The organism is Hyphomicrobium sp. 01T421 (assembly GCF_056398805.1).
Genome location: NZ_JBFTQC010000001.1, coordinates 2,170,641 through 2,189,068, shown reverse-complemented (window position 1 = coordinate 2,189,068; position 18,428 = coordinate 2,170,641). Strand labels below are relative to the sequence as shown.

General features: G+C 61.4%; 14 protein-coding genes. 4 read left to right on the top strand and 10 right to left on the bottom strand.

The window, feature by feature from the left end:
• Positions 1 to 326: 326 nt before the first annotated feature.
• Positions 327 to 1,583: a J domain-containing protein gene (locus AC1DK3_RS10040; RefSeq protein ID WP_477192068.1), complete on the bottom strand. Its 1,257-nt coding sequence runs from the start codon at positions 1,581 to 1,583 to the stop codon at positions 327 to 329.
• Positions 1,584 to 1,920: 337 nt separating this feature from the next.
• On the opposite strand from AC1DK3_RS10040, the gene AC1DK3_RS10035 reads away from it, so the two are divergent.
• The 4 genes from AC1DK3_RS10035 to AC1DK3_RS10020 all read left to right on the top strand — a co-directional run bounded on the left by AC1DK3_RS10035 (position 1,921) and on the right by AC1DK3_RS10020 (position 6,385).
• The gene (locus AC1DK3_RS10035; protein ID WP_477192067.1) at positions 1,921 to 3,375 is read left to right on the top strand and encodes a TMEM143 family protein; all 1,455 of its coding nucleotides are present in this window, start codon (positions 1,921 to 1,923) and stop codon (positions 3,373 to 3,375) included.
• Positions 3,376 to 3,383: 8 nt separating this feature from the next.
• Positions 3,384 to 4,259 carry a 50S ribosomal protein L11 methyltransferase gene (locus AC1DK3_RS10030; protein ID WP_477192066.1) on the top strand — a complete coding sequence of 292 codons (876 nt, stop codon included), beginning with the start codon at positions 3,384 to 3,386 and terminating at the stop codon, positions 4,257 to 4,259.
• A 44-nt stretch (positions 4,260 to 4,303) separates the two neighbouring features.
• A complete protein-coding gene (locus AC1DK3_RS10025) occupies positions 4,304 to 6,115 on the top strand; it encodes an aminopeptidase P family protein (protein WP_477192065.1) in 1,812 nt (603 codons plus the stop codon).
• A 90-nt stretch (positions 6,116 to 6,205) separates the two neighbouring features.
• The gene (locus AC1DK3_RS10020; protein WP_477192064.1) at positions 6,206 to 6,385 is read left to right on the top strand and encodes a hypothetical protein; all 180 of its coding nucleotides are present in this window, start codon (positions 6,206 to 6,208) and stop codon (positions 6,383 to 6,385) included.
• 25 nt (positions 6,386 to 6,410) lie between these two features.
• On the opposite strand, the gene ligA is transcribed toward AC1DK3_RS10020, so the two are convergent.
• The 9 genes from ligA to murC all read right to left on the bottom strand — a co-directional run bounded on the left by ligA (position 6,411) and on the right by murC (position 18,427).
• Positions 6,411 to 8,546 carry an NAD-dependent DNA ligase LigA gene (ligA, locus tag AC1DK3_RS10015; protein WP_477192063.1) on the bottom strand — a complete coding sequence of 712 codons (2,136 nt, stop codon included), beginning with the start codon at positions 8,544 to 8,546 and terminating at the stop codon, positions 6,411 to 6,413.
• Positions 8,547 to 8,647: 101 nt separating this feature from the next.
• Positions 8,648 to 9,517 (bottom strand): outer membrane protein assembly factor BamD, encoded by an 870-nt coding sequence (locus tag AC1DK3_RS10010; RefSeq protein WP_477192062.1) that lies wholly within the window; start codon positions 9,515 to 9,517, stop codon positions 8,648 to 8,650.
• 237 nt (positions 9,518 to 9,754) lie between these two features.
• On the bottom strand, positions 9,755 to 10,696 hold the full coding sequence (lpxC, locus tag AC1DK3_RS10005; RefSeq protein ID WP_477192061.1) for a UDP-3-O-acyl-N-acetylglucosamine deacetylase: 942 nt from the start codon (positions 10,694 to 10,696) through the stop codon (positions 9,755 to 9,757).
• Between the two features lie 375 nt (positions 10,697 to 11,071).
• A complete protein-coding gene (gene ftsZ / locus AC1DK3_RS10000; RefSeq protein WP_477192060.1) occupies positions 11,072 to 12,640 on the bottom strand; it encodes a cell division protein FtsZ in 1,569 nt (522 codons plus the stop codon).
• Positions 12,641 to 12,734: 94 nt separating this feature from the next.
• Positions 12,735 to 13,991, bottom strand: coding sequence for a cell division protein FtsA (gene ftsA / locus AC1DK3_RS09995; protein WP_477192059.1), 1,257 nt, complete (start codon positions 13,989 to 13,991; stop codon positions 12,735 to 12,737).
• Positions 13,992 to 14,002: 11 nt separating this feature from the next.
• Positions 14,003 to 14,791 (bottom strand): cell division protein FtsQ/DivIB, encoded by a 789-nt coding sequence (locus tag AC1DK3_RS09990; RefSeq protein ID WP_477192058.1) that lies wholly within the window; start codon positions 14,789 to 14,791, stop codon positions 14,003 to 14,005.
• A 224-nt stretch (positions 14,792 to 15,015) separates the two neighbouring features.
• A complete protein-coding gene (locus AC1DK3_RS09985; protein WP_477192057.1) occupies positions 15,016 to 15,969 on the bottom strand; it encodes a D-alanine--D-alanine ligase in 954 nt (317 codons plus the stop codon).
• A 44-nt stretch (positions 15,970 to 16,013) separates the two neighbouring features.
• Positions 16,014 to 16,991 carry a UDP-N-acetylmuramate dehydrogenase gene (gene murB, locus AC1DK3_RS09980; protein ID WP_477192056.1) on the bottom strand — a complete coding sequence of 326 codons (978 nt, stop codon included), beginning with the start codon at positions 16,989 to 16,991 and terminating at the stop codon, positions 16,014 to 16,016.
• A complete protein-coding gene (gene murC / locus AC1DK3_RS09975; protein ID WP_477192055.1) occupies positions 16,991 to 18,427 on the bottom strand; it encodes a UDP-N-acetylmuramate--L-alanine ligase in 1,437 nt (478 codons plus the stop codon). Before murC ends, murB begins: the two co-directional genes overlap by 1 nt.
• Between the last annotated feature and the right edge of the window lies 1 nt (position 18,428).

Sequence of the window (18,428 nt, the reverse complement as noted above, 5' to 3'; positions counted from 1 at the left end):
GAAACGAGGGACGTTTGTTTGGGAGGGTAGAGTCCTTGAAAGGAGCTATCCAATGAGCACTTACCGCTTTCCATTAAGGGGTAAGATAGGCGTCGTGCGCGGACAGGACGGGGAAGTTCCGTCGCGGCGGATTGGTGTGCAGCGTGATTTGAGCCGGGCGAATCGCAGGAACTACCTGCTGACTGACACACCACCGCTGACCGAGGAGGAAATTCGAAACCTTCCGGTCGCCCATCGCTACTCATCTTGAAATTGAGAAAAAAACGCATTCGGACTCGCAACGGCATCGCTCTCCAGCGGTGCCGTTGTTATTTTCAGATGCCGGCTCAAGCTGCCGCCGCCGTTCTGACTTTCAATAAATCCCACGCAGCGTTGATCTGCTTGATCCGCTGTTCTCGATAGCGGCGATCGGCCTCGTCACGCGCATGGTCCGGGTGCCAGGACATCCGCAACGCATCCACGATCTTCTTCACCGCCGCATCCGGAGCATCGGCATTGAGCCCAAGAATCCTGTAGGCCTCGAAAGTCGTCGACGGTGCATCGGGCTCCTGCGATGCGGCACGTTCGTCCTGCGACGCGGGCGTGGCGCCTTGCGCGATGCGCGTGATACGTTCGAGATCGCGCGTGATCGCGCGAACCGAAGATCGCAGCTTCTCGGGCCCGATTTGCCCGACGCGGCGCCTCAACTCCGCGGTGCGGTCGTATAAGCTGTCGATCTCCGAAGCGAGCACATCCCGCAACAAAAGATCGCCGGGAAGCCCCGCAACGAGCGCCTCCGCTTCGTGTAATCGAACATGCACTTGAGCCAGTGGATCGGCATATTCGCCGTCCTCGCCCTCGCGGACCGATGAGGCCTCGTAGCTTTCATAGCTCTTGCGGACAGCAGCCGCTCCCCAAACGAAAGGTGCCGCCACAAACGCCCATACGCGGGCCGGCAGCGATCCTTCCCCTTGAGCAAAATGCAGAAACTCGAACGACGCGAGTTGCCGCCGGCGGACGAAAACCAGGCAGGCTCCCATCAAGGAGGCGAGCAGTGTGGAGACTACGCCCGCAACTTTCAGCGCATTCCCCGAGCCGGGCGAGGCGGCGGGAGCAGCTTCCGGATCAACGACGGTGACCCATTGCGTCGGCGCCGCCTCCCGTTCAGAGCCCCGTTCTGAGCGAAGAGCGGCTGGCTCGATGACCGCATCGGCGGCAAGAGTTTGCGACGCGACCACCGGTAGCATCGTGGTCTGTGCAAATCCCGGGAATACGAAACGGCCCCTCAGCTTGCTGACAGGAGCGTACCCGGGCGGGAGTCGGTCGGGCAAATGAACGCCCAAACCCCGAGCTGACGCGGCGACCCTGGACCAGGCCACACGCTGGCCGCCGCAATTGATCGAAAATTTGTAGATCATCATCGTTTCGCACGTCCATGCGGCCGAACCTGAGCACGACGGGAAAGCGAGGTCCTCGCGAGGACCGATGATGCGATAGGTATTCTCTTCCGAGGGCGAGAGGCGAGGAACGCCTCCGTCCATCGTACAACTATAAGGTAGAACGAGTTCTTCGGCGGCGACGACGCCACCGCTCCCAAGGACCATGCAAACCGCAAGGCCCGAGGCCAAAAAACGCAAAGCCCCCATAACGTCCGCCCCTGAAACGAAATCCCCTCTAATTCCAGTTGTGCATGATCCTAGCCAAAGATCGGTTCTACTATGGCGAAAAAGAAAGTTATGAACCGAAAAATCGAGGGCCCGAGGGAACTTAGTGGTGTATCGTCAACCAACGGAGGGCGGCTATTGAGCACCGCTCCCCGGGAAATGCTCGTCATCTTTCCGCGATGAAGAGTTGCGACGCTCGACATCAACTTCAGCGACTCGCTATGAACTTCATTGCGTAAGAAGCTGGATCAAAAACAAAAGTTCGGGGAGTTAGCGCATGTCATCGGCAGACTTTGCAGAGGGCCGGTTACGCCGGAAGCAAGGCCTGTTTCACCGGCTCGCCGACTTGGCGGACCTCGAGGCCAAGCCCGCCGAACTCCACGACGACGTCGAAAGGCGGCCGATCAATATCCTGCAGCCCGACGACACGCGTAGCCGCGAACGCTTCATTCCGGTAACGCGTTTTGCGCTGCTTGACCGTCTGACGAAGCCTTGGCTCTGGCCGGCAGGACAAGATGCCGATGCCCGGCGCTTTTTCCGCTACCTCGATTACTGGCGCCAGCAGCAATACTTTGCGCTGCTGCTCGATCTCGAGCAGACCTACGAGGCATTCTCGCCCGATAGCGACCTGCTGATGACGCGCAGCTTTTCCGAAGACGACCGCGCATCATTGCAGCATCGCGTTTTCGAGGGCGTCGAAAGTCTGCTGCAGCGGGCGAACTATGAGCGCATCGATCCAAACAACATCGACATCATTCTGACTCGCGATAGCCACTACGGCCTCGATCTGTTCGTCGATATGAAAGCATTCGAGAGGATCGCGATCTATTATCGCGGCGCGACGAACCGGAAATATGAAAAGCGGCGCCTTCGCAAGTTTTTGCGCAAGGAAGAATTCAACGTTCCGGTCTTCCAGCGTCTTTGCTTGATGTTCAAGTTGAAGCCGGCCGAAGTGTGCATCGAAGAAGCGATGCGAGACATGAAGCTCTCCCGCGAGGCGGCCGAGAAATACGTCGCCCGCAGCCGCGCGCATTTCCCGAAGAGCATGAATGAGAAGAATATCTACTTGAAGCTCTTCAAGAACATTCCGCGCACCGACGTCGAGATGATCTTCCCGAACACCGAAGTCCGCTTTCGGCCGATGGACAAGCTTCGCCTCGGCGTAACGGCCAGCGGCGGCCTCGGCATGGGCGCAGCCGGCGCGGCCGGCAAGGTCGCTCTATTGATGAGCAATCCGATCGCGGCGATAGGTGCGCTTGCCGGCATTGGCGGCGTCGCCTTTCGGCAAGCCATGGGCTTCCTCAACCAGAAGCAGCGTTACATGGTCATCATGGCGCAGAACCTCTACTTCCACACCATGGCCGACAACCGTGGTGTCATCCTGAAAATCGCGGCCCGCGGCGCCGAAGAGGATGTGAAGGAAGAGATGTTGCTCTATAGCGTTCTCGCCAAGGAGAAGTCGACGCGTGCCGATCTGCCGTCCATCGACCTTGCAATCGAGCATTACCTGACCCGAACCTTCGGCGTGAAAATCGATTTCGAGATCGACGACGCGCTCGATCGCTTGATCCGCGACGGCATCGTCGTCGAAAAGCCGGACGGCAGCTTCGTCACATTGCCCCCGGCAGAAGCGGCGAAGCATATCGACGCCAAGTGGGACTTGTTCCTTGACCACCTACCCGATCCCGTCAGCACGGAAGGCTACGAGTTCGAGGGCCGCCCCTCGAACTGAAACATCCAATGGCATTCAAAAAATTCGCGGCGCAGTTTGGCGACCGATCCCTGGCCTATGAGACCGGCAACGCGCTTCAAGACCTGATAGAGCCGCCGCCCGACGCATTGACCGTCTTTGAAGACGGCCTCGACCGGTGGCGTCTCGAAGCCTACTTCGACGTCGAAGCCGGCGACCGCGACCTCGCGGCCGAACTCGGACCGCTCGTCCAAGGAACGTTACCGCCTTTCACCGTCGAGACCGTCCCCGACCTCAACTGGGTCGCGATTTCGCAAGCCGCTCTGCCGCCGGTCCACGCCGGGCGCTTCACGATTCACGGTAGTCACGACAAGGGGCGCATAGCCGGCGGCCCGAACGCGATCCTGATCGACGCCGGTGAAGCCTTCGGCACCGCGCATCACGCGACGACGCTCGGATGCCTTCTCGCAATTGACCGGCTGACGCGTTCGCGCTCGTTTCAATGGGTCTTCGATCTCGGCTGCGGCTCGGGCGTGCTGGCAATCGCCGCCTCGAAAGCCTTGCCGCACGCCGAAATCATCGCCGCCGACATGGACCCGCAATCGGTAAAAGTCGCGACCGAGAACGTTCGGCTCAACGGCGCCGCGAACCGCATCGCCCTCGTCGTCGGAAATGGCTTAGCGCATCCCAAAGTCCGGACCCGCGCGCCGTTCGACCTCTTCATCGCCAATATCCTCGCAGGCCCCCTGATCCGTCTCGCGCCCTCGATCTCCCGCACCGTTGTAACCGGCGGGACGTTGGTGCTGTCGGGCATTCTCATTCCCCAGGCCCCCGAGGTCATCGCCACCTATCGTGCCCACGGCTTCTCGCTCGCCCGGCACGACCGCCTGACGGGTTGGTCCACGCTGACGCTCGAGCGGCGTTGAAATCGTCATTGCCCGCTTGAAATCTGCCGCTTAGAAACTGACCCATGCTGCAGACATTTCAATCCCAATCCGAACCCGAGCGCGTCGCCGAACGCGTGAAGGCGCTTCGCTCGTGGATGGCACAAGCGAAGATCGACGCCGTTCTCGTTCCGCGCGCCGACAAGCATCAAGGCGAATATGTGCCGGCATCCGCCGAGCGCCTGAAGTGGCTGACGGGATTTTCCGGCTCCGCCGGCATCGCCGTCGTCACGAAGCGATCCGCCGTCCTCATGATCGACGGCCGCTACACGGTCCAAGCCGGCACCGAAACCGACACAAAAGTATTCGAAGTTTCGCTGCTGCCACGAAACAAGCTCTCCGAATGGCTGACAGGGCATTTGGGAAAAACCCAGATCGTCGGCTTCGACCCGTGGAACCACACGGCCGGCGAGATTGAACGGCTGCAAAAGGCGCTCGCCCCGAAGGGCGTAAAGCTCAAAGCGCTGGCGAAAAATCCGATAGATGTAATCTGGGGCCAAGCGCGCCCGGCGCCGCAGCAAAACCCCGTGATCGCGCAACCGATCGCCTTCGCCGGTAGAACACCCGCCGACAAAATCGCTGAGCTGCAAACCCGCCTCAAGGATGAGGGCCAAAGCGCCGTCATACTTACGCTGCCGGATTCGATCTGCTGGCTGTTCAACATTCGCGGCAGCGATGTCGCGCATAATCCCGTCGTGCTTGCCTTCGCAATCGTGCCCGCGAGCGGCAAAGCCGAACTGTTCATTGAGCCCGGCCGCTTCGATCCCGAAGCCCGCGCCGCCGTTGCACCTGTTGCCAAGCTTCTTTCCCCGGCGATGCTCGCCGCTCGCCTGAAAGAACTCAAGGCGAAAGGCAAGCGCGTGCGTCTCGATACCGAGACGGCAGCCTATTGGTTCGAAGCGCAGCTCGGATCGAAGCTGATCGCCCGCGGACAAGACCCTTGCATCGTTCCGAAAGCGATCAAGACCGACGCGGAAGTCATCGGCGCGCGCGCCGCGCACATCCGCGACGGTCACGCCGTCGTCCGTTTTCTTGCGTGGCTTGATGATTGGGCGGCGGATGGAACGCTGGACGAGATAACGGCCGTCCAGAAGCTCGAAGAATTTCGCCGCGACACGAACATGCTGCGCGACGTGAGTTTTCCGACGATATCGGGCTCCGGCCCCAACGGCGCCATCGTCCACTATCGCGTCACCGAAGATACCAATCGCCGGATGCGTCCGGGCGAACTCTTCCTGATCGACAGCGGCGGACAATATCCCGACGGCACGACCGACATCACGCGCACGATCGCGATCGGCGAGCCGAGCGAAGATATGAAGCGCCATTTCACGGCCGTTCTGAAGGGTCATATCGCCGTCGCGACTGCGATGTTCCCGAAAGGCACGCGCGGCATCGATCTCGATCCCTTCGCCCGCCGCGCGCTATGGCAGATCGGCGCCGATTTCGATCACGGGACAGGGCACGGTATCGGCAGTTATCTTTCCGTGCACGAGGGCCCGCAGTCCATATCGCGCGCGGGAATGGCGCCGCTTCACGCCGGGATGCTCATCTCGAACGAGCCCGGCTATTACAAAGTGGGCGAATACGGCATTCGCATCGAGAATGTCGTCCTGGTCACGCTGCCCGAACCCGTCGAGGACGGCGATCGCGAGATGATGGCTTTCGAAACGCTGACCCTCGCACCCATCGACCGCCGGCTGATCGATTCCAAAATGCTGGATACGAGCGAGCGCGATTGGCTCAACGCCTATCATAAGCATGTCTTCGAGACGCTCGCGCCCGGCCTCGATCCGTCCGCGCGCAACTGGCTGAAGCAGGCGACGCAGCCGGTCTAGCTCGCCCGCTTCGCCTGTATCATTCGTGACAGCTGAACCATCCGGCACCGCATAGATCTCTCCCACGCATGTGCATGAGGGAGATCATCGATGTTTCCAATCAACGAACTGAGCGCTGCACCGCATTTTCCCGAGCCTCTGAAAACGATCCTAGACGTCACGCGGCCCGAAAATATCGTCGCCCTTCTTGCGCAGGCCGTCGACGGCAACGAAGCCGTCGAGGTGACGATCCGCGACGGCGAAATTTTCATTTCGCTCACGTCGACCTGATCGGACGCCGCGCGATCAACCCAGATCAGCTTTGCCCGACGAGCGCGATCCACTCGTCCTCATCGAGCACCGTCACGCCCAGCGCCCGCGCGTTATCAAGCTTCGAACCGGCCTCGGCACCCGCGACGACATAATCCGTCTTTTTCGAAACCGATCCCGAAACCTTCGCGCCGAGCCGTTCCGCCTGCGCCTTCGCCTCATTCCGCGTCAGCTTCGTCAGTGTGCCGGTGAAGACGACCGTCTTGCCGGTCACGGGCGAGGCTTTCGCTTGAATCCGCTCGTATGGCTTGACCGTCACCTCGTCCAAGAGCGCATCGACCTGCTCCTGATTGTGCTGCTCGCCGAAAAAATCGACGAGCGCGTCGACGACCGTCTCGCCGATGCCCTCGATATTGTCGATGTCTTCGTAAGCGTCGCTGCCTTTGCCGCCTTCGATCGCAGCATCGACGGCCGCCCGCAATGCTTCGAAAGTGCCGTAGGCCTTGGCGAGATCCTTCGCCGTCGTCTCTCCGATATGCCGGATGCCGAGAGCAAAAAGAAAGCGATCGAGCGCCACTTGCCGGCGCGCTTCAATCGCCGAAAAAAGCTTACGGACCGATGTCTCCTTGAAGCCGGGTGTCTTTGCAAGAGGCGCGACAGCGTCCCGCTTTTGCAGCGTAAAGATATCAGCAGGCGTCTTGATGCGTCCCGTGTCGAAAAACAGTTCGATCCTCTCCGCCCCGAGCCCGTCGATGTCGAACGCGTTCCGCGAGACGAAATGTTTGAGACGCTCTTTCACCTGCGCCGGACAAATAAGCCCCCCGGTGCAGCGGCGAACAACGTCTGCCTTCCCGGTTTCTTCCACGGACTCGCGCACGGCGTGGCTGCCGCAAACCGGACAGACCGTCGGAAATTCATACGGCTTCGCATCAGAAGGCCGCTTGTCGAGAACGACCTCGACGACCTGCGGAATGACATCGCCTGCACGCTGGACGACGACCGTATCGCCTTCGCGAATGTCCTTCCGCGCGATCTCGTCCTCATTGTGCAGCGTCGCGTTCGACACGACGACGCCACCGACCGTCACCGGCCGAAGCTTGGCGACGGGCGTCAGAGCCCCGGTTCGTCCAACCTGAATATCGATCTTTTCGAGCACGGTCGTCGCGCTCTCCGCGGCGAACTTGTGCGCAATGGCCCAGCGCGGCGACCGCGAAACGAATCCGAGCCGCTCCTGATAGTCGAGCCGGTTGACCTTGTAGACGACGCCGTCGATGTCGTAGCCGAGCCCCGCCCGGTCCCGCTCGATATCGCGGTAGAAAGCGAGCAAATCCTCGATCTTCGTCGCGACGTCCATCAGCGGATTGACCGGCAAACCCCACCGCTTGAAAGCCGCGACGACACCGGCTTGCGTATCGGCGGGAAGTTCCGATGCAGCGCCCCAGGTGTATGCAAAAAACCGCAACGGACGTTTCGCCGTGATCGACACATCGAGTTGCCGAAGCGACCCCGCAGCCGCATTTCGTGGATTGGCAAAAATCTTGTCGCCACTCGCAGCCTGCGCCGCGTTGAGCTTCTCGAAATCCTTGTGCCCGAGATAGATCTCGCCACGGATCTCGATGACCTCCGGGATGTCTTTGCCCTTGAGCGTGTGCGGGATTTCGCGAACCGTTTTGATGTTCGCCGTGACGTTCTCGCCCTCCGTGCCATCGCCGCGCGTCGCCGCCTGGACGAGAACGCCCGCCTCGTAGCGGATGGAGATAGAAAGCCCGTCGATCTTCGGCTCGGCCGTAACCTCCAAGACATCGACGTCGCCAAGCTTCAGGAAGCGCCGCACACGCTCAACGAAATCGACGACATCCTGATCGTCGAACGCGTTGCCGAGCGATAGCATCGGCACGTCGTGGCGGATCTTACCGAAGGCGGCGACTGGCGCCGCGCCGACAGTCTTCGTCGGACTGTCGGAGCGGCGAAGCGCGGGTTGAGCCTTCTCGAGTTCGTCCAGACGGCGCCGAAGCGCATCATACTCGGCATCGGAAATTTCCGGCGCGTCTTGCCGGTAATAGAGTTCATCGTGGTGCGAGATCTCGGCCGCCAACCGGGCCATCTCCGCCTCGGGAGCTTCGGTGTTTGAAGCCGCGGAGGCGCTGCCCTTCGACTTCTTTTTTGAACCTGCTGGAGACATGACGATCTCGGATCACGGGAAGCAAAGCAAAAAGCGCGGCAGGATCTCCGGCCGCGCTTCAAATTCTAGCACGAGGTTATTTCCAGACGGAAACCGGCAAATCAGCCGCTCCCGAAGCTCATCTTAGGTACGCTGAGCTTGGGCACGGAGTTCCATGCCTTGGAGAGCCACGATCCGCCATCCTCGCGCGGGGCCAAACCGTCGGATTGGAGCAGCGCGTAGGAATCCTTGTACCATTTGCTGTCCGGATAGTTGTGGCCAAGCACAGCCGCCGCGTTCTGCGCTTCCTTGGTGATGCCGAGCGCCATGTAGCTCTCGACCAATCGTGCTAGCGCTTCCTCGACATGCGCCGTCGTCTGGTAATCGCTCACCACCGTCTTGAAACGGTTTATCGCGCCCACGTAGTTGTGCTTGTCGAGATAGTACCGGCCGACTTCCATCTCGTTCGCAGCGAGGTTGTCCTGGCAGATGCGAATCTTGTTGTCGGCATCGCGCGCATACTCGCTTTCGGGATACCGGCTCTTCAATATTTTGAACTGTTCGAGCGCCTTTCGAGCCGGCGTCTGATCGCGGTTGGCGGTCTTCAAATCATCGAAGTAGGCAGAGGCGATGACGTGGTGCGCCAGCGGCGCTTCCTTCGTGCCCGGATGCATGGTGACGTAACGCTCGGCCGAGGCGATCGCCTCAGGCGTCTTGCCCGCACGATAGTAGGCATAAGCGGCCATGACGATGGAGCGGCGAGCCTCTTGCGAATACGGATGCTCGCGATCGACGGATTCGAATTTCTGTGCGGCGTCGTCGAAATTGCCTTTGGCCATCATCGCATCGGCGTCAGCAAACATTTTGCTTGGCGGATCCGGATTGAGAGCCGAGGTATCGAGCTTATTGCCTGAGCAGCCGGCGACGGCAAGAGCAGCCACGATCGCCGCAGCCCTCAGAACTCTTGTGATTTCTCGCGTCGTTCTCATCATGCGCCGCGTTGCTTCCCACACTGGCTGACGTTGTTGTCAACGCCCGCCAAACTCTGACGACGACTGCATGCGGATAGCACCCCGAAGCTCGCCCCGAAAGATGAATCGTCAGCATATCCCCGCCGACGGACCCTTCCCGCGAGGCTAAAGCCAGAATGTGGTGCATTCCGGGCTGCCGCGGAAGAGAATGGCGCCCAGACCGGGCGCCAATTCGAGCGTGGAATAAACGCCGCTAGCTTATTCCGCTGCGACAACGGTCTGCGGAACCAGATGGACCGGCGACCGGGTAGCGCGGGCACGAGGCGCCAGAGCGATTTCCCAATTGGAAGCGTCGGCGAACAGGGCCTGAAGAACCATCGAATTCAGGCGATGGCCGCCTCTGTAGGAGCGATAAGCACCGAGCAGCGGCATACCGGCAAGCGCCAGATCGCCAACGGCGTCGAGCATCTTGTGGCGGACGAACTCCTGCGGATAGCGGAGCCCTTCCTTGTTCATGATCTTGTCTTCGCCGATTGCCACCGTGTTCGTCAGATCGGCGCCGAGCGCCAGACCGGCCTTCCACAGCTTCTCGACGTCGCTCATGAACCCGAAGGTGCGGGCGCGGGAAATCTCGTGGCGGAACACGCCGGGGCTCATTTCGTACTGGAGCCGCTGGTTGCCGATGATGGGGGACGAGAAGTCGATCTCGACGTCCATGCGGAAGCCCGCATGTGGCTCGAGTGTGCCCCAGCAGCCGTTTTCCTCGACGCGAACCGGCTTCAGAACCTTGATGTATTTGCGCGGCTCGGAAAGCTCGCGAATGCCGACCCGATCAATGGCGTCGACGAATACCGCCGAGCTGCCGTCCATGATCGGAACTTCTTTGCTGTCGATCTCGATGTAGAGGTTGTCGATTGAAAGGCCGCGAAGAGCGGCGAGAAGGTGTTCGACTGTTCCGACCGTTGTTCCGGCGCCGTCGCCGATGACGGTACAGAGCGTAAGATTTTTGACGTTAGCTACGTGCGCCGCGATTTCCGAAATGACTTTTCCTCGTTTCGTAACGAGAAAGCGGAGCCCAGTATCAGCCTCTGCTGGATGCAGTGTGAGTGATACCGGAGCTCCGCTGTGCACCCCCGTGCCTGTCAACTGGATCTCGCGGGCAAGCGTGGTTTGCCGCGCACCGATGAATCGATTCGACATACAGCGCCGTCCCTCATTCTTTTGGCGGGCCGCTGCTCCCCAGCATTATGCGGCCTACCAACCCCCTGACCCCGTTTGGACGATCCCCTTAAAGTTCAGAGCGCGCCAGCCTTATTTCGGGCCGTGTCAGCTCTGATCAAAGGCGCATCACAAGTGGTCGATGTCCAAAAGCTAACTGCTTCGCCAAACACCGACAAATCACGCTTTCTTACACTGTGTTACGGTTTGGCAACCATGCTTGACGCCGACGCGGTCTTGATGCAGCCCCATTTTCTCCGCGTTTTCCGCCCGAAAAATCGCCTGCTCTCGCCACGTTTTTTTCACGATTTAAAATCGAAAGCGTTCCGCATTCAAAACAATTTTCAGGCTCGCGCGTTATTTTCTTCCTCTGCCCGCGAAACGTTCAAGAAGGCCCGGTTTTCTTGACTCTTCTGCATCTCTCGCACCCGATCGGGAACCCGATCCATGGTGTGCGTTCCATTCTTTCTGAGCCTGCGGAGGAAATTCTTCGATGGCTGGCAGACGACGCGATCCGCGATGAATTTCAGCAGGTGCCTGCGGCTCGAATCGGGAGTCGTAATGTTGGGCCGGAGACCCCGCAGGGAGCGGCGGCGTACGTAACAATGCGTTGCCCGAGAGGGGAGGAAAATTCTCCAGCCCATCCTCGATCATCACGTTTCCGGGGGCAATCCAACTGTCACGATTCTGTCGTGCGGGTTCGCTGTGGACAGAATGGGAATTATTCTGCCCCTGCTGACCATTAGAAGGTTGCAGAGCCTCTGCCAGACGCCGCTGCAAATCACCTGGCGGCGGCGGAACCGGAGCCGTCTGGTTATGCGGATGCTGCCCGGGCCGTTGTTGCTGAGGCTGATGCTGTGGAGCCTGATAATGCGGCGCCTGGGGCGCGGCAGCCGGCTGCGTAGCCGGCGAACCTGCAATCGCGCGGATTCCACCCTGCTGGCCGACAATCGATTCGGCCGCCCGGTTCATGCCGGAGGCCACGATCGATACCCGCAAGCGGTCGCCGAGTTGCTCTTCGAAGGTCGCGCCGACGATGATGTTGGCATCGGGATCGACTTCCTGCCGAATCCGGCTCGCCGCCTCATCGACCTCATAGAGCGTCATTTCGCGGCCACCTGAAATCGACAGCAGCAGCCCCTTGGCGCCGCGCAGCGTCACGTCGTCGAGCAGCGGATTGGCGATCGCTTCTTCGGCAGCGAGAACCGCGCGCCGTTCGCCGGTCGCTTCGCCGGTGCCCATCATGGCCGTGCCCATGCCGCTCATGACGGTCCTGACGTCGGCGAAATCGAGATTGATGAGGCCTTCCTTCAGCACCAGCTCGACGATGCAAGCGACGCCCGAATAGAGCACCTGATCGGCGAGCACGAAGGCTTCAGCGAACGTCGTGCGCTCGTTGGCGATGCGGAACAGGTTCTGATTCGGAATGACGATGAGCGTATCGACGAGATGGCGAAGGCTCTGCACGCCCGCGTCCGCGATGCGCATGCGCCGCGCGCCTTCGAACTGAAATGGCTTACAAACGACGCCAACCGTGAGGGCGCCGAGTTCGCGCGCGATTCGGGCAATAACGGCCGCAGCGCCGGTACCGGTGCCGCCGCCCATACCGGCAGCGATGAACACCATATGCGCGCCGGCGATATGCGTACGAAGTTCTTCGAGCGCCTCTTCAGCCGCCGCTTCGCCGATCTCCGGCCGCGCGCCGGCGCCAAGCCCTTCCGTCAAATTGACGCCGAGCTGGATGCGGTGCTCGGCGCTTGATGCCTCGAGTGATTGCGCGTCCGTGTTCGCGACCACGAATTGCACGCCTTGCAATCCGGCTGCGATCATATTGTTGACGGCATTGCACCCCGCGCCGCCGACGCCGATCACGGTGATCCGCGGCTTGGCGTCGACCAGTTTCGGCAATTGCAGCTTGATGCTCATAGCTTCCCCGACTTTGATAGTTCGCCGCTTCGCACGATTTCGATGAGCCCCCGCGCCCAATTCGTCGACGATTGCAGCCCTCTATGCGACACGTTCAAAACCCGCCCTTGAGCCATGTACCGACACGGCCGAGATACCCTTGCGTCACCGTCTTCCGGCCCCGAGCCACGCTATGTTCGCCGTCGCCGCGCGCCGCGATCATCGCCAGCCCCGACAGCGTAGCAAGCTGCGGTCCCGCGAGGCTTGCGTTGAGACCGGGAAGATCCGTTGGCCGTCCAACACGTACGGTCCTGCCGAACTCGTGGGCGACGAGTTCCGGCAATCCCAGAAGTTGGCTGGCTCCGCCCGTCAGAACAACCTTGTCTCCCGCGTAGCGGCTTGCCGCGTTGGAAACCAAACGCTCGCGCACAAGCCCCATGATCTGTTGCACGCGCGGCCGGATGATATCCGCGAGCCGCGCTCTGCTCGTTTCGTAGCTCGCATCGTCTTCTTCGCCGGCGATCGGATAGGAAAACGACTCGTGCTCGTCGGACTGGGCATTGAGAAGTGTGCCATAAAGCGTTTTGATTCGCTCGGCTTCCGCAAGTGGCGTCTGCAACGCCTTCGCGATGTCGTAGGTGACGTGCTGGCTTCCGACCGGAATGACGTCCGTTCCGGTGAAGGCGCCGTCGGCGAAAAGCGCGATGGACGTCGTTCCCGCCCCGAAATCGATGCATGTAACACCGAACTGCCGCTCCTCGGCGGTCGTTGCGGCAAGGGCGCTCGCATAAGGAGCGGCAACCAGGCCGTCACAGCTCGCATAGCATCTGTCGATCAGAACGAGCAGGTTGCGCAACGGCGCTTCGTCCGCCGTGACGGCGTGCAGTCCCGCTGATAGCCGGCGCGCCGATAAGCCCAGCGGATCGCGCACGCCACCGGCGCCGTCGACCTCATAGCCGAGACGATTGAGATGTATCAGCGTCCGCCCGTTGCGTTCGGCGTAACTTTCCCCCGCAGCCATGAGCCGGGCCAGATCGTCCGGCGTCACGCTTCCCGTCTCGACGTCCGTCCGCGCCGTGCAATGAACGGATGAAAGCCGTCCAGCCGCGACCGACAGCGTAAAGCCGCCGACCGAAATCCCGGCCGCACGTTCCGCCTGACCGATGACACCGCGAACGACCGATTCGGCCTCGTCGAGATCCGTCAAAACTCCGGCTTTGATGCCCTTCGAACGCTGTAGGCCAAGCCCCGCCAGCCGCAGCGAAGGGCTCGCAGCGCCGGCGATGTATTCAGCCACGACCACCGCCGCAACAGTCTTGCTGGTGCCGATGTCGAGAAGCCCGAAGGTCCGGTAATTGCGCCGATCCGCCACAAAAATCTCCGTTAGGGCCGTTCTGAAGCGAGAGAAATAGTCCGCGCGCCGGCGTTAGAAGCCGTCCGTGCGGAATTGCCGGTTAGAGGCCGGATCGCGATCCGGCCGGGTGTGCGAACATCGACGACCATCGGTGCTCCCTTGAGCGCAGCCGCGGCCTCCCGCGCGCTCGCGACTTCTTGGAAACCTTCGATCTCGCGATCGGCTCCAAGTTCCAGCGCGGTTCCATTCTTGAGCACGATCCGCCAGCGCCGCTCGGCGATGCGTTCGCCATAGGCGTACTGGCGTTCGATCTGCGGGTATTGCCGCAAAGCCGAGAGCATCAGAATGGCTTCGGTCTCGGCCCCTTCGCCGACGACGCGCGGCAAGTTCCAACTGTTCGCGCGAGGGACAGGCCCGAGCGTGCGGCCCGTCGCATCGACGAGGACGTTCGTTTCTCCCCGTTGCCACATGAACGCGGGCGTCCGCTCGCGAATGACGACGTCGAGAGTCCCCGGATAGACGCGCGTAATTTGCGCCGTATCGACCCACGAAATACGCTCGATGCGTTTCAGCGCAGCATCGGAATTGAACGCCGCGAATGTCTTCACGTTCGGCAAATCGAGCGCGTCGAACACGTCGGAATCCAACGCGTAACGCTGGCCGGAAACATTCACCTGATCGATTCCGAATCCGGCGGCAATCATCACGTCGTTGGTTTTCGCCGCAAAGTCGATCGCGGAGAGTTTGCTGAACGACAAAGCGAAGGCGCTCGCGCAGACGGCAATGAGCGCAGCGGCGGCAATCGGCGCCGGCTTCATCCAGCGTTGGTTGCGGCGCGAACCGCGAAAGCGGCGGCGTTCTCCGCGTGGAATTTGCAGATCTAAAGGCGAGCGCTTGACTGCCGTGCCTGTTGCGCTTCGACCTCGCGTCGCGGGGCTGCGCGCCCCGCCGGTCCTGCTGGTTTGTTCGGTCCAGCGAGCAGCATCCGGTTCAGGCGTTGGCGCATCGTGTGCAGCCCGCCACCAGAACCGTTGCTTGCTCTCTACCTGTTGCAACTCGCGTCCTCGACCATCCATCGGACGAGGTCACCGAACGACCAGCCGGCATACCCCGCCAGCTCAGGCACGAGGGAGGTTCCCGTCATGCCCGGCTGAGTGTTCACTTCGAGGCAGATCAGCTCGTTCGTTCCACCGGCAGTATCGTCGTACCGGAAGTCGGCCCGCGATACGCCGCGACAGCCCAAAGCTTGATGCGCCCTTAACGTTAAGGAGCGGACTAACTGGTAAATATCTGGTAAAAGTTGTGCAGGCAGCTCGTGCTTGGAGCCCCCTGGACCGTACTTCGACTCGTAGTCGTAGAAAGCGATCCCTCTGAGCGGCAGGATCTCGATCACGTCGGTCACGAAATCGCCGACGACAGCACAGGTTAGCTCGCGGCCCGCAATGTAGCGCTCGACCATCACGACTTCGTCGAGCGGACCGCCCGCGGCGATGGAATTCGGCGGCCGGTCGGCGCCCGACTGGACGATGACGACGCCGACGCTCGACCCTTCCTTGAGCGGCTTCACGACGTACGGGGTGGCCATCACATGGCCCTCCAGCGCTTCGCCGCGCGTCACCAGCACGGCTTCCGCAACGGGTACGTCTGCAAGCTTCATGATGTCCTTGGCCCGCTCCTTGTGCATGGCAAGGGCAGAGGCGAGTACGCCGGAATGCGTGTACGGAATACCCAGCAGTTCGAGGACGCCCTGGACGCAGCCGTCCTCGCCGAATTTGCCATGCAACGCGTTGAAGCACACGTCGGGCTTCAGCTCCTGAAGCCGGGTGGCGAGGTCGCGCTCGACGTCGATTTCCGTGACGGTATAGCCTTCGCGTAACAGCGCCTCGGCAACCGCCGCGCCGGAACTCAAGCTCACCTCGCGCTCGGCGGAAAGGCCGCCCATCAATACGGCGACGTGATTGTGCGTACGGCTTGGCACCGGGCCGAGTTCATTCATGGCTGGCTCGCTCGCATAAAAAAAAACATCGGAAGGTAGTTTGATCAGTTTTGGTTCGCGTGAATAGCCGCGCGTTCCGCCGCCAGCGCTTCGCCGGTAGGACGGCCGGGCTTCGGCACGCCGACCCGAATGATTTCCCAATCGAGCGTGATGCCAGACGCCGCCAACACGCGCGCGCGCACCGTCTCGCCCAGCGTCTCCACGTCTTCGCCCGTGGCTTGCCTGTCGTTGATCAAAAAGTTGCAATGCATCTCGGAGACTTTTGCTCCGCCGACGCGCATGCCCCGGCAGCCCGCTTGATCGACAAGCTTCCAGGCGCTGTGTCCGTCCGGATTCTTGAACGTCGAGCCGCCCGTCCGCTCTTTGATCGGCTGATTTTTCTCACGATAGTCGGCGACTTCGTCCATCTCTTTGAGAATTTCGGCCGGATCGCCCGGCGCGCCTTCGAAAGTCGCCTCGGTGAAAATCCAATCCTTTGGAATACCGCAGTGGCGATACGTGAACCCCATGTCGGCAAGCGAAAGCACATGGATATTGCCTTGCGCGTCGACAGCCCGCGCACCGATCAGGCAATCCTTCGTTTCCCGCCCATGCGCGCCCGCATTCATGCGCAGAGCGCCGCCGATCGACCCAGGAATTCCACGGTAGAACGCGAGCCCGCGAATTCCGGCTTCGGCCGCCGCGCGCGAGACTTTGACATCGGGAAGGGCCGTGCCTGCCCGCAATCGTTGACCGTCGACCTTGATCTCACCGAAACCACGGCCGAGGCGGATGACAATGCCAGGAACACCGCCGTCGCGAACGAGCAGGTTCGACCCGAGCCCAACGACCTGAACGGCAACGTCGGCCGGCCGGTGCTTCAGGAAATACGCGAGATCCGCTTCATCCGCCGGTGTGAACAGCACTTGCGCCGGTCCACCGACGCGAAACCACGTAACGTCGGCGAGCGACGCGTTTGCGCTCAATCGTCCGCGCAGATCGGGCATCGCGGCAATGAGTTCGCCGGTGATATCGGGAAACATCAGCCGTCGCTCCCGGTCCGCTGAGAGGCCTCCGCTAACCATCCCGGAAGCGCGTTCGCCCATTCGGTCGAATTTCCCGCGCCGAGACAGACGACGATATCGCCCGGCCGCGCCAACTTTTTGATCGCGGGCACAAGAAGGCTCGGATCGTCGACAGCTTCTGCCGGACGACCGCCGAGCGTTCTGATCCGCTCCGCGAGCGTACGATTATCGATGCCGTCAATCGGACTTTCGCCCGCCGTATAAAGCGGCGCAACGACGACGCTGTCGGCATCCTTGAAGCACTGGGCGAATTCGTCGAATAGGTCGCGCACGCGCGTATATCGATGCGGCTCGACGACGGCGATCACGCGGCCCTTGCTGCCACCGCGCGCGGCCGCGAGCACCGCCGAGATTTCCGCCGGATGGTGCCCGTAGTCGTCGTAAATTCCGACGCCGTTCCATTCTCCGGCGAATTGAAAGCGCCGTTTGACGCCGGAAAACATCGCCATCGCCGCTTTGATCTTCGCGTCCGGCAAACCCGCATCCGTCGCGACCGCGATAGCGGCAAGCGCATTGAGCGCGTTGTGCGAGCCCGGGATCGGCACCGACCAGCCTTCGAGGCGTCTCGCGCCGCCCTTCACGTGCGCCGCGAGGCTCGCGTCGAAAGTCGTCGCGTTGCCGGAAATGCTGACGGACTCGAGAACGAGGTCGGCGTCCTTGCTTTGCCCGTATGTCAAAAGTCGGCGCCCGTCCGCTCTGAGGTTCAGCCGCTCGATCATATCCCTGACGACCGGATGATCGATGCAGGCAACCGCCAAACCGAAGAACGGAATATTCCGCAGGAAGGCTTCGTATTCGCGGTGCATCGCCTCGACCGAGCCGAAGTAATCGAGATGCTCCGGATCGATATTCGTGACGACGCCGATTTCCGTCGGCAGCCGGGTGAACGTGCCGTCGCTTTCATCCGCCTCGACGATCATCCACTTGCCGTGGCCGAGCCGGGCGTTGGACCCCCACGAGTTGATGATGCCGCCGGTGATGACGGTCGGCTCTTCGCCCGCTTCCGTGAAAATATGCGAGAGGAGCGACGTCGTCGTCGTTTTGCCGTGGGTGCCGGTGACCGAGATCGTCGAATAGAGCCGCATCAGCTCCGCCAGCATCTCGGCGCGGCGGATGATCGTCAGGCCCTTCTGACGCGCGGCGACCAGTTCCGGGTTGAGCGGCTTCACTGCCGTCGAAATGACGACGTAGCGCGCGCCGATGAGGTTAACCGGATCGTGGCCGACGAAAACCCGGATGCCCTTGGCCCGGAGCCTTTTGACGTTGGCGCTTTCCTTCTGGTCCGAGCCTTGGACCGTATAGCCCTTGGCGACCAGAATTTCGGCGATGGCGCTCATGCCGATGCCGCCGATTCCGATGATGTGGAAAGGCCCGATGTCGCGCGGCATCTGCATG

Coding starts and splice junctions, on each gene's coding strand:
- ftsZ (WP_477192060.1), bottom strand. CDS start 12,640: ATGAGCATCAAGCTGCAATTGCCGAAACTGGTCGACGCCAAGCCGCGG.
- AC1DK3_RS09990 (WP_477192058.1), bottom strand. CDS start 14,791: ATGAAGCCGGCGCCGATTGCCGCCGCTGCGCTCATTGCCGTCTGCGCG.
- AC1DK3_RS10035 (WP_477192067.1), top strand. CDS start 1,921: ATGTCATCGGCAGACTTTGCAGAGGGCCGGTTACGCCGGAAGCAAGGC.
- murC (WP_477192055.1), bottom strand. CDS start 18,427: ATGCAGATGCCGCGCGACATCGGGCCTTTCCACATCATCGGAATCGGC.
- AC1DK3_RS10020 (WP_477192064.1), top strand. CDS start 6,206: ATGTTTCCAATCAACGAACTGAGCGCTGCACCGCATTTTCCCGAGCCT.
- AC1DK3_RS10030 (WP_477192066.1), top strand. CDS start 3,384: ATGGCATTCAAAAAATTCGCGGCGCAGTTTGGCGACCGATCCCTGGCC.
- ligA (WP_477192063.1), bottom strand. CDS start 8,546: ATGTCTCCAGCAGGTTCAAAAAAGAAGTCGAAGGGCAGCGCCTCCGCG.
- lpxC (WP_477192061.1), bottom strand. CDS start 10,696: ATGTCGAATCGATTCATCGGTGCGCGGCAAACCACGCTTGCCCGCGAG.
- AC1DK3_RS09985 (WP_477192057.1), bottom strand. CDS start 15,969: ATGAATGAACTCGGCCCGGTGCCAAGCCGTACGCACAATCACGTCGCC.
- AC1DK3_RS10010 (WP_477192062.1), bottom strand. CDS start 9,517: ATGATGAGAACGACGCGAGAAATCACAAGAGTTCTGAGGGCTGCGGCG.
- murB (WP_477192056.1), bottom strand. CDS start 16,991: ATGTTTCCCGATATCACCGGCGAACTCATTGCCGCGATGCCCGATCTG.
- AC1DK3_RS10040 (WP_477192068.1), bottom strand. CDS start 1,583: ATGGTCCTTGGGAGCGGTGGCGTCGTCGCCGCCGAAGAACTCGTTCTA.
- AC1DK3_RS10025 (WP_477192065.1), top strand. CDS start 4,304: ATGCTGCAGACATTTCAATCCCAATCCGAACCCGAGCGCGTCGCCGAA.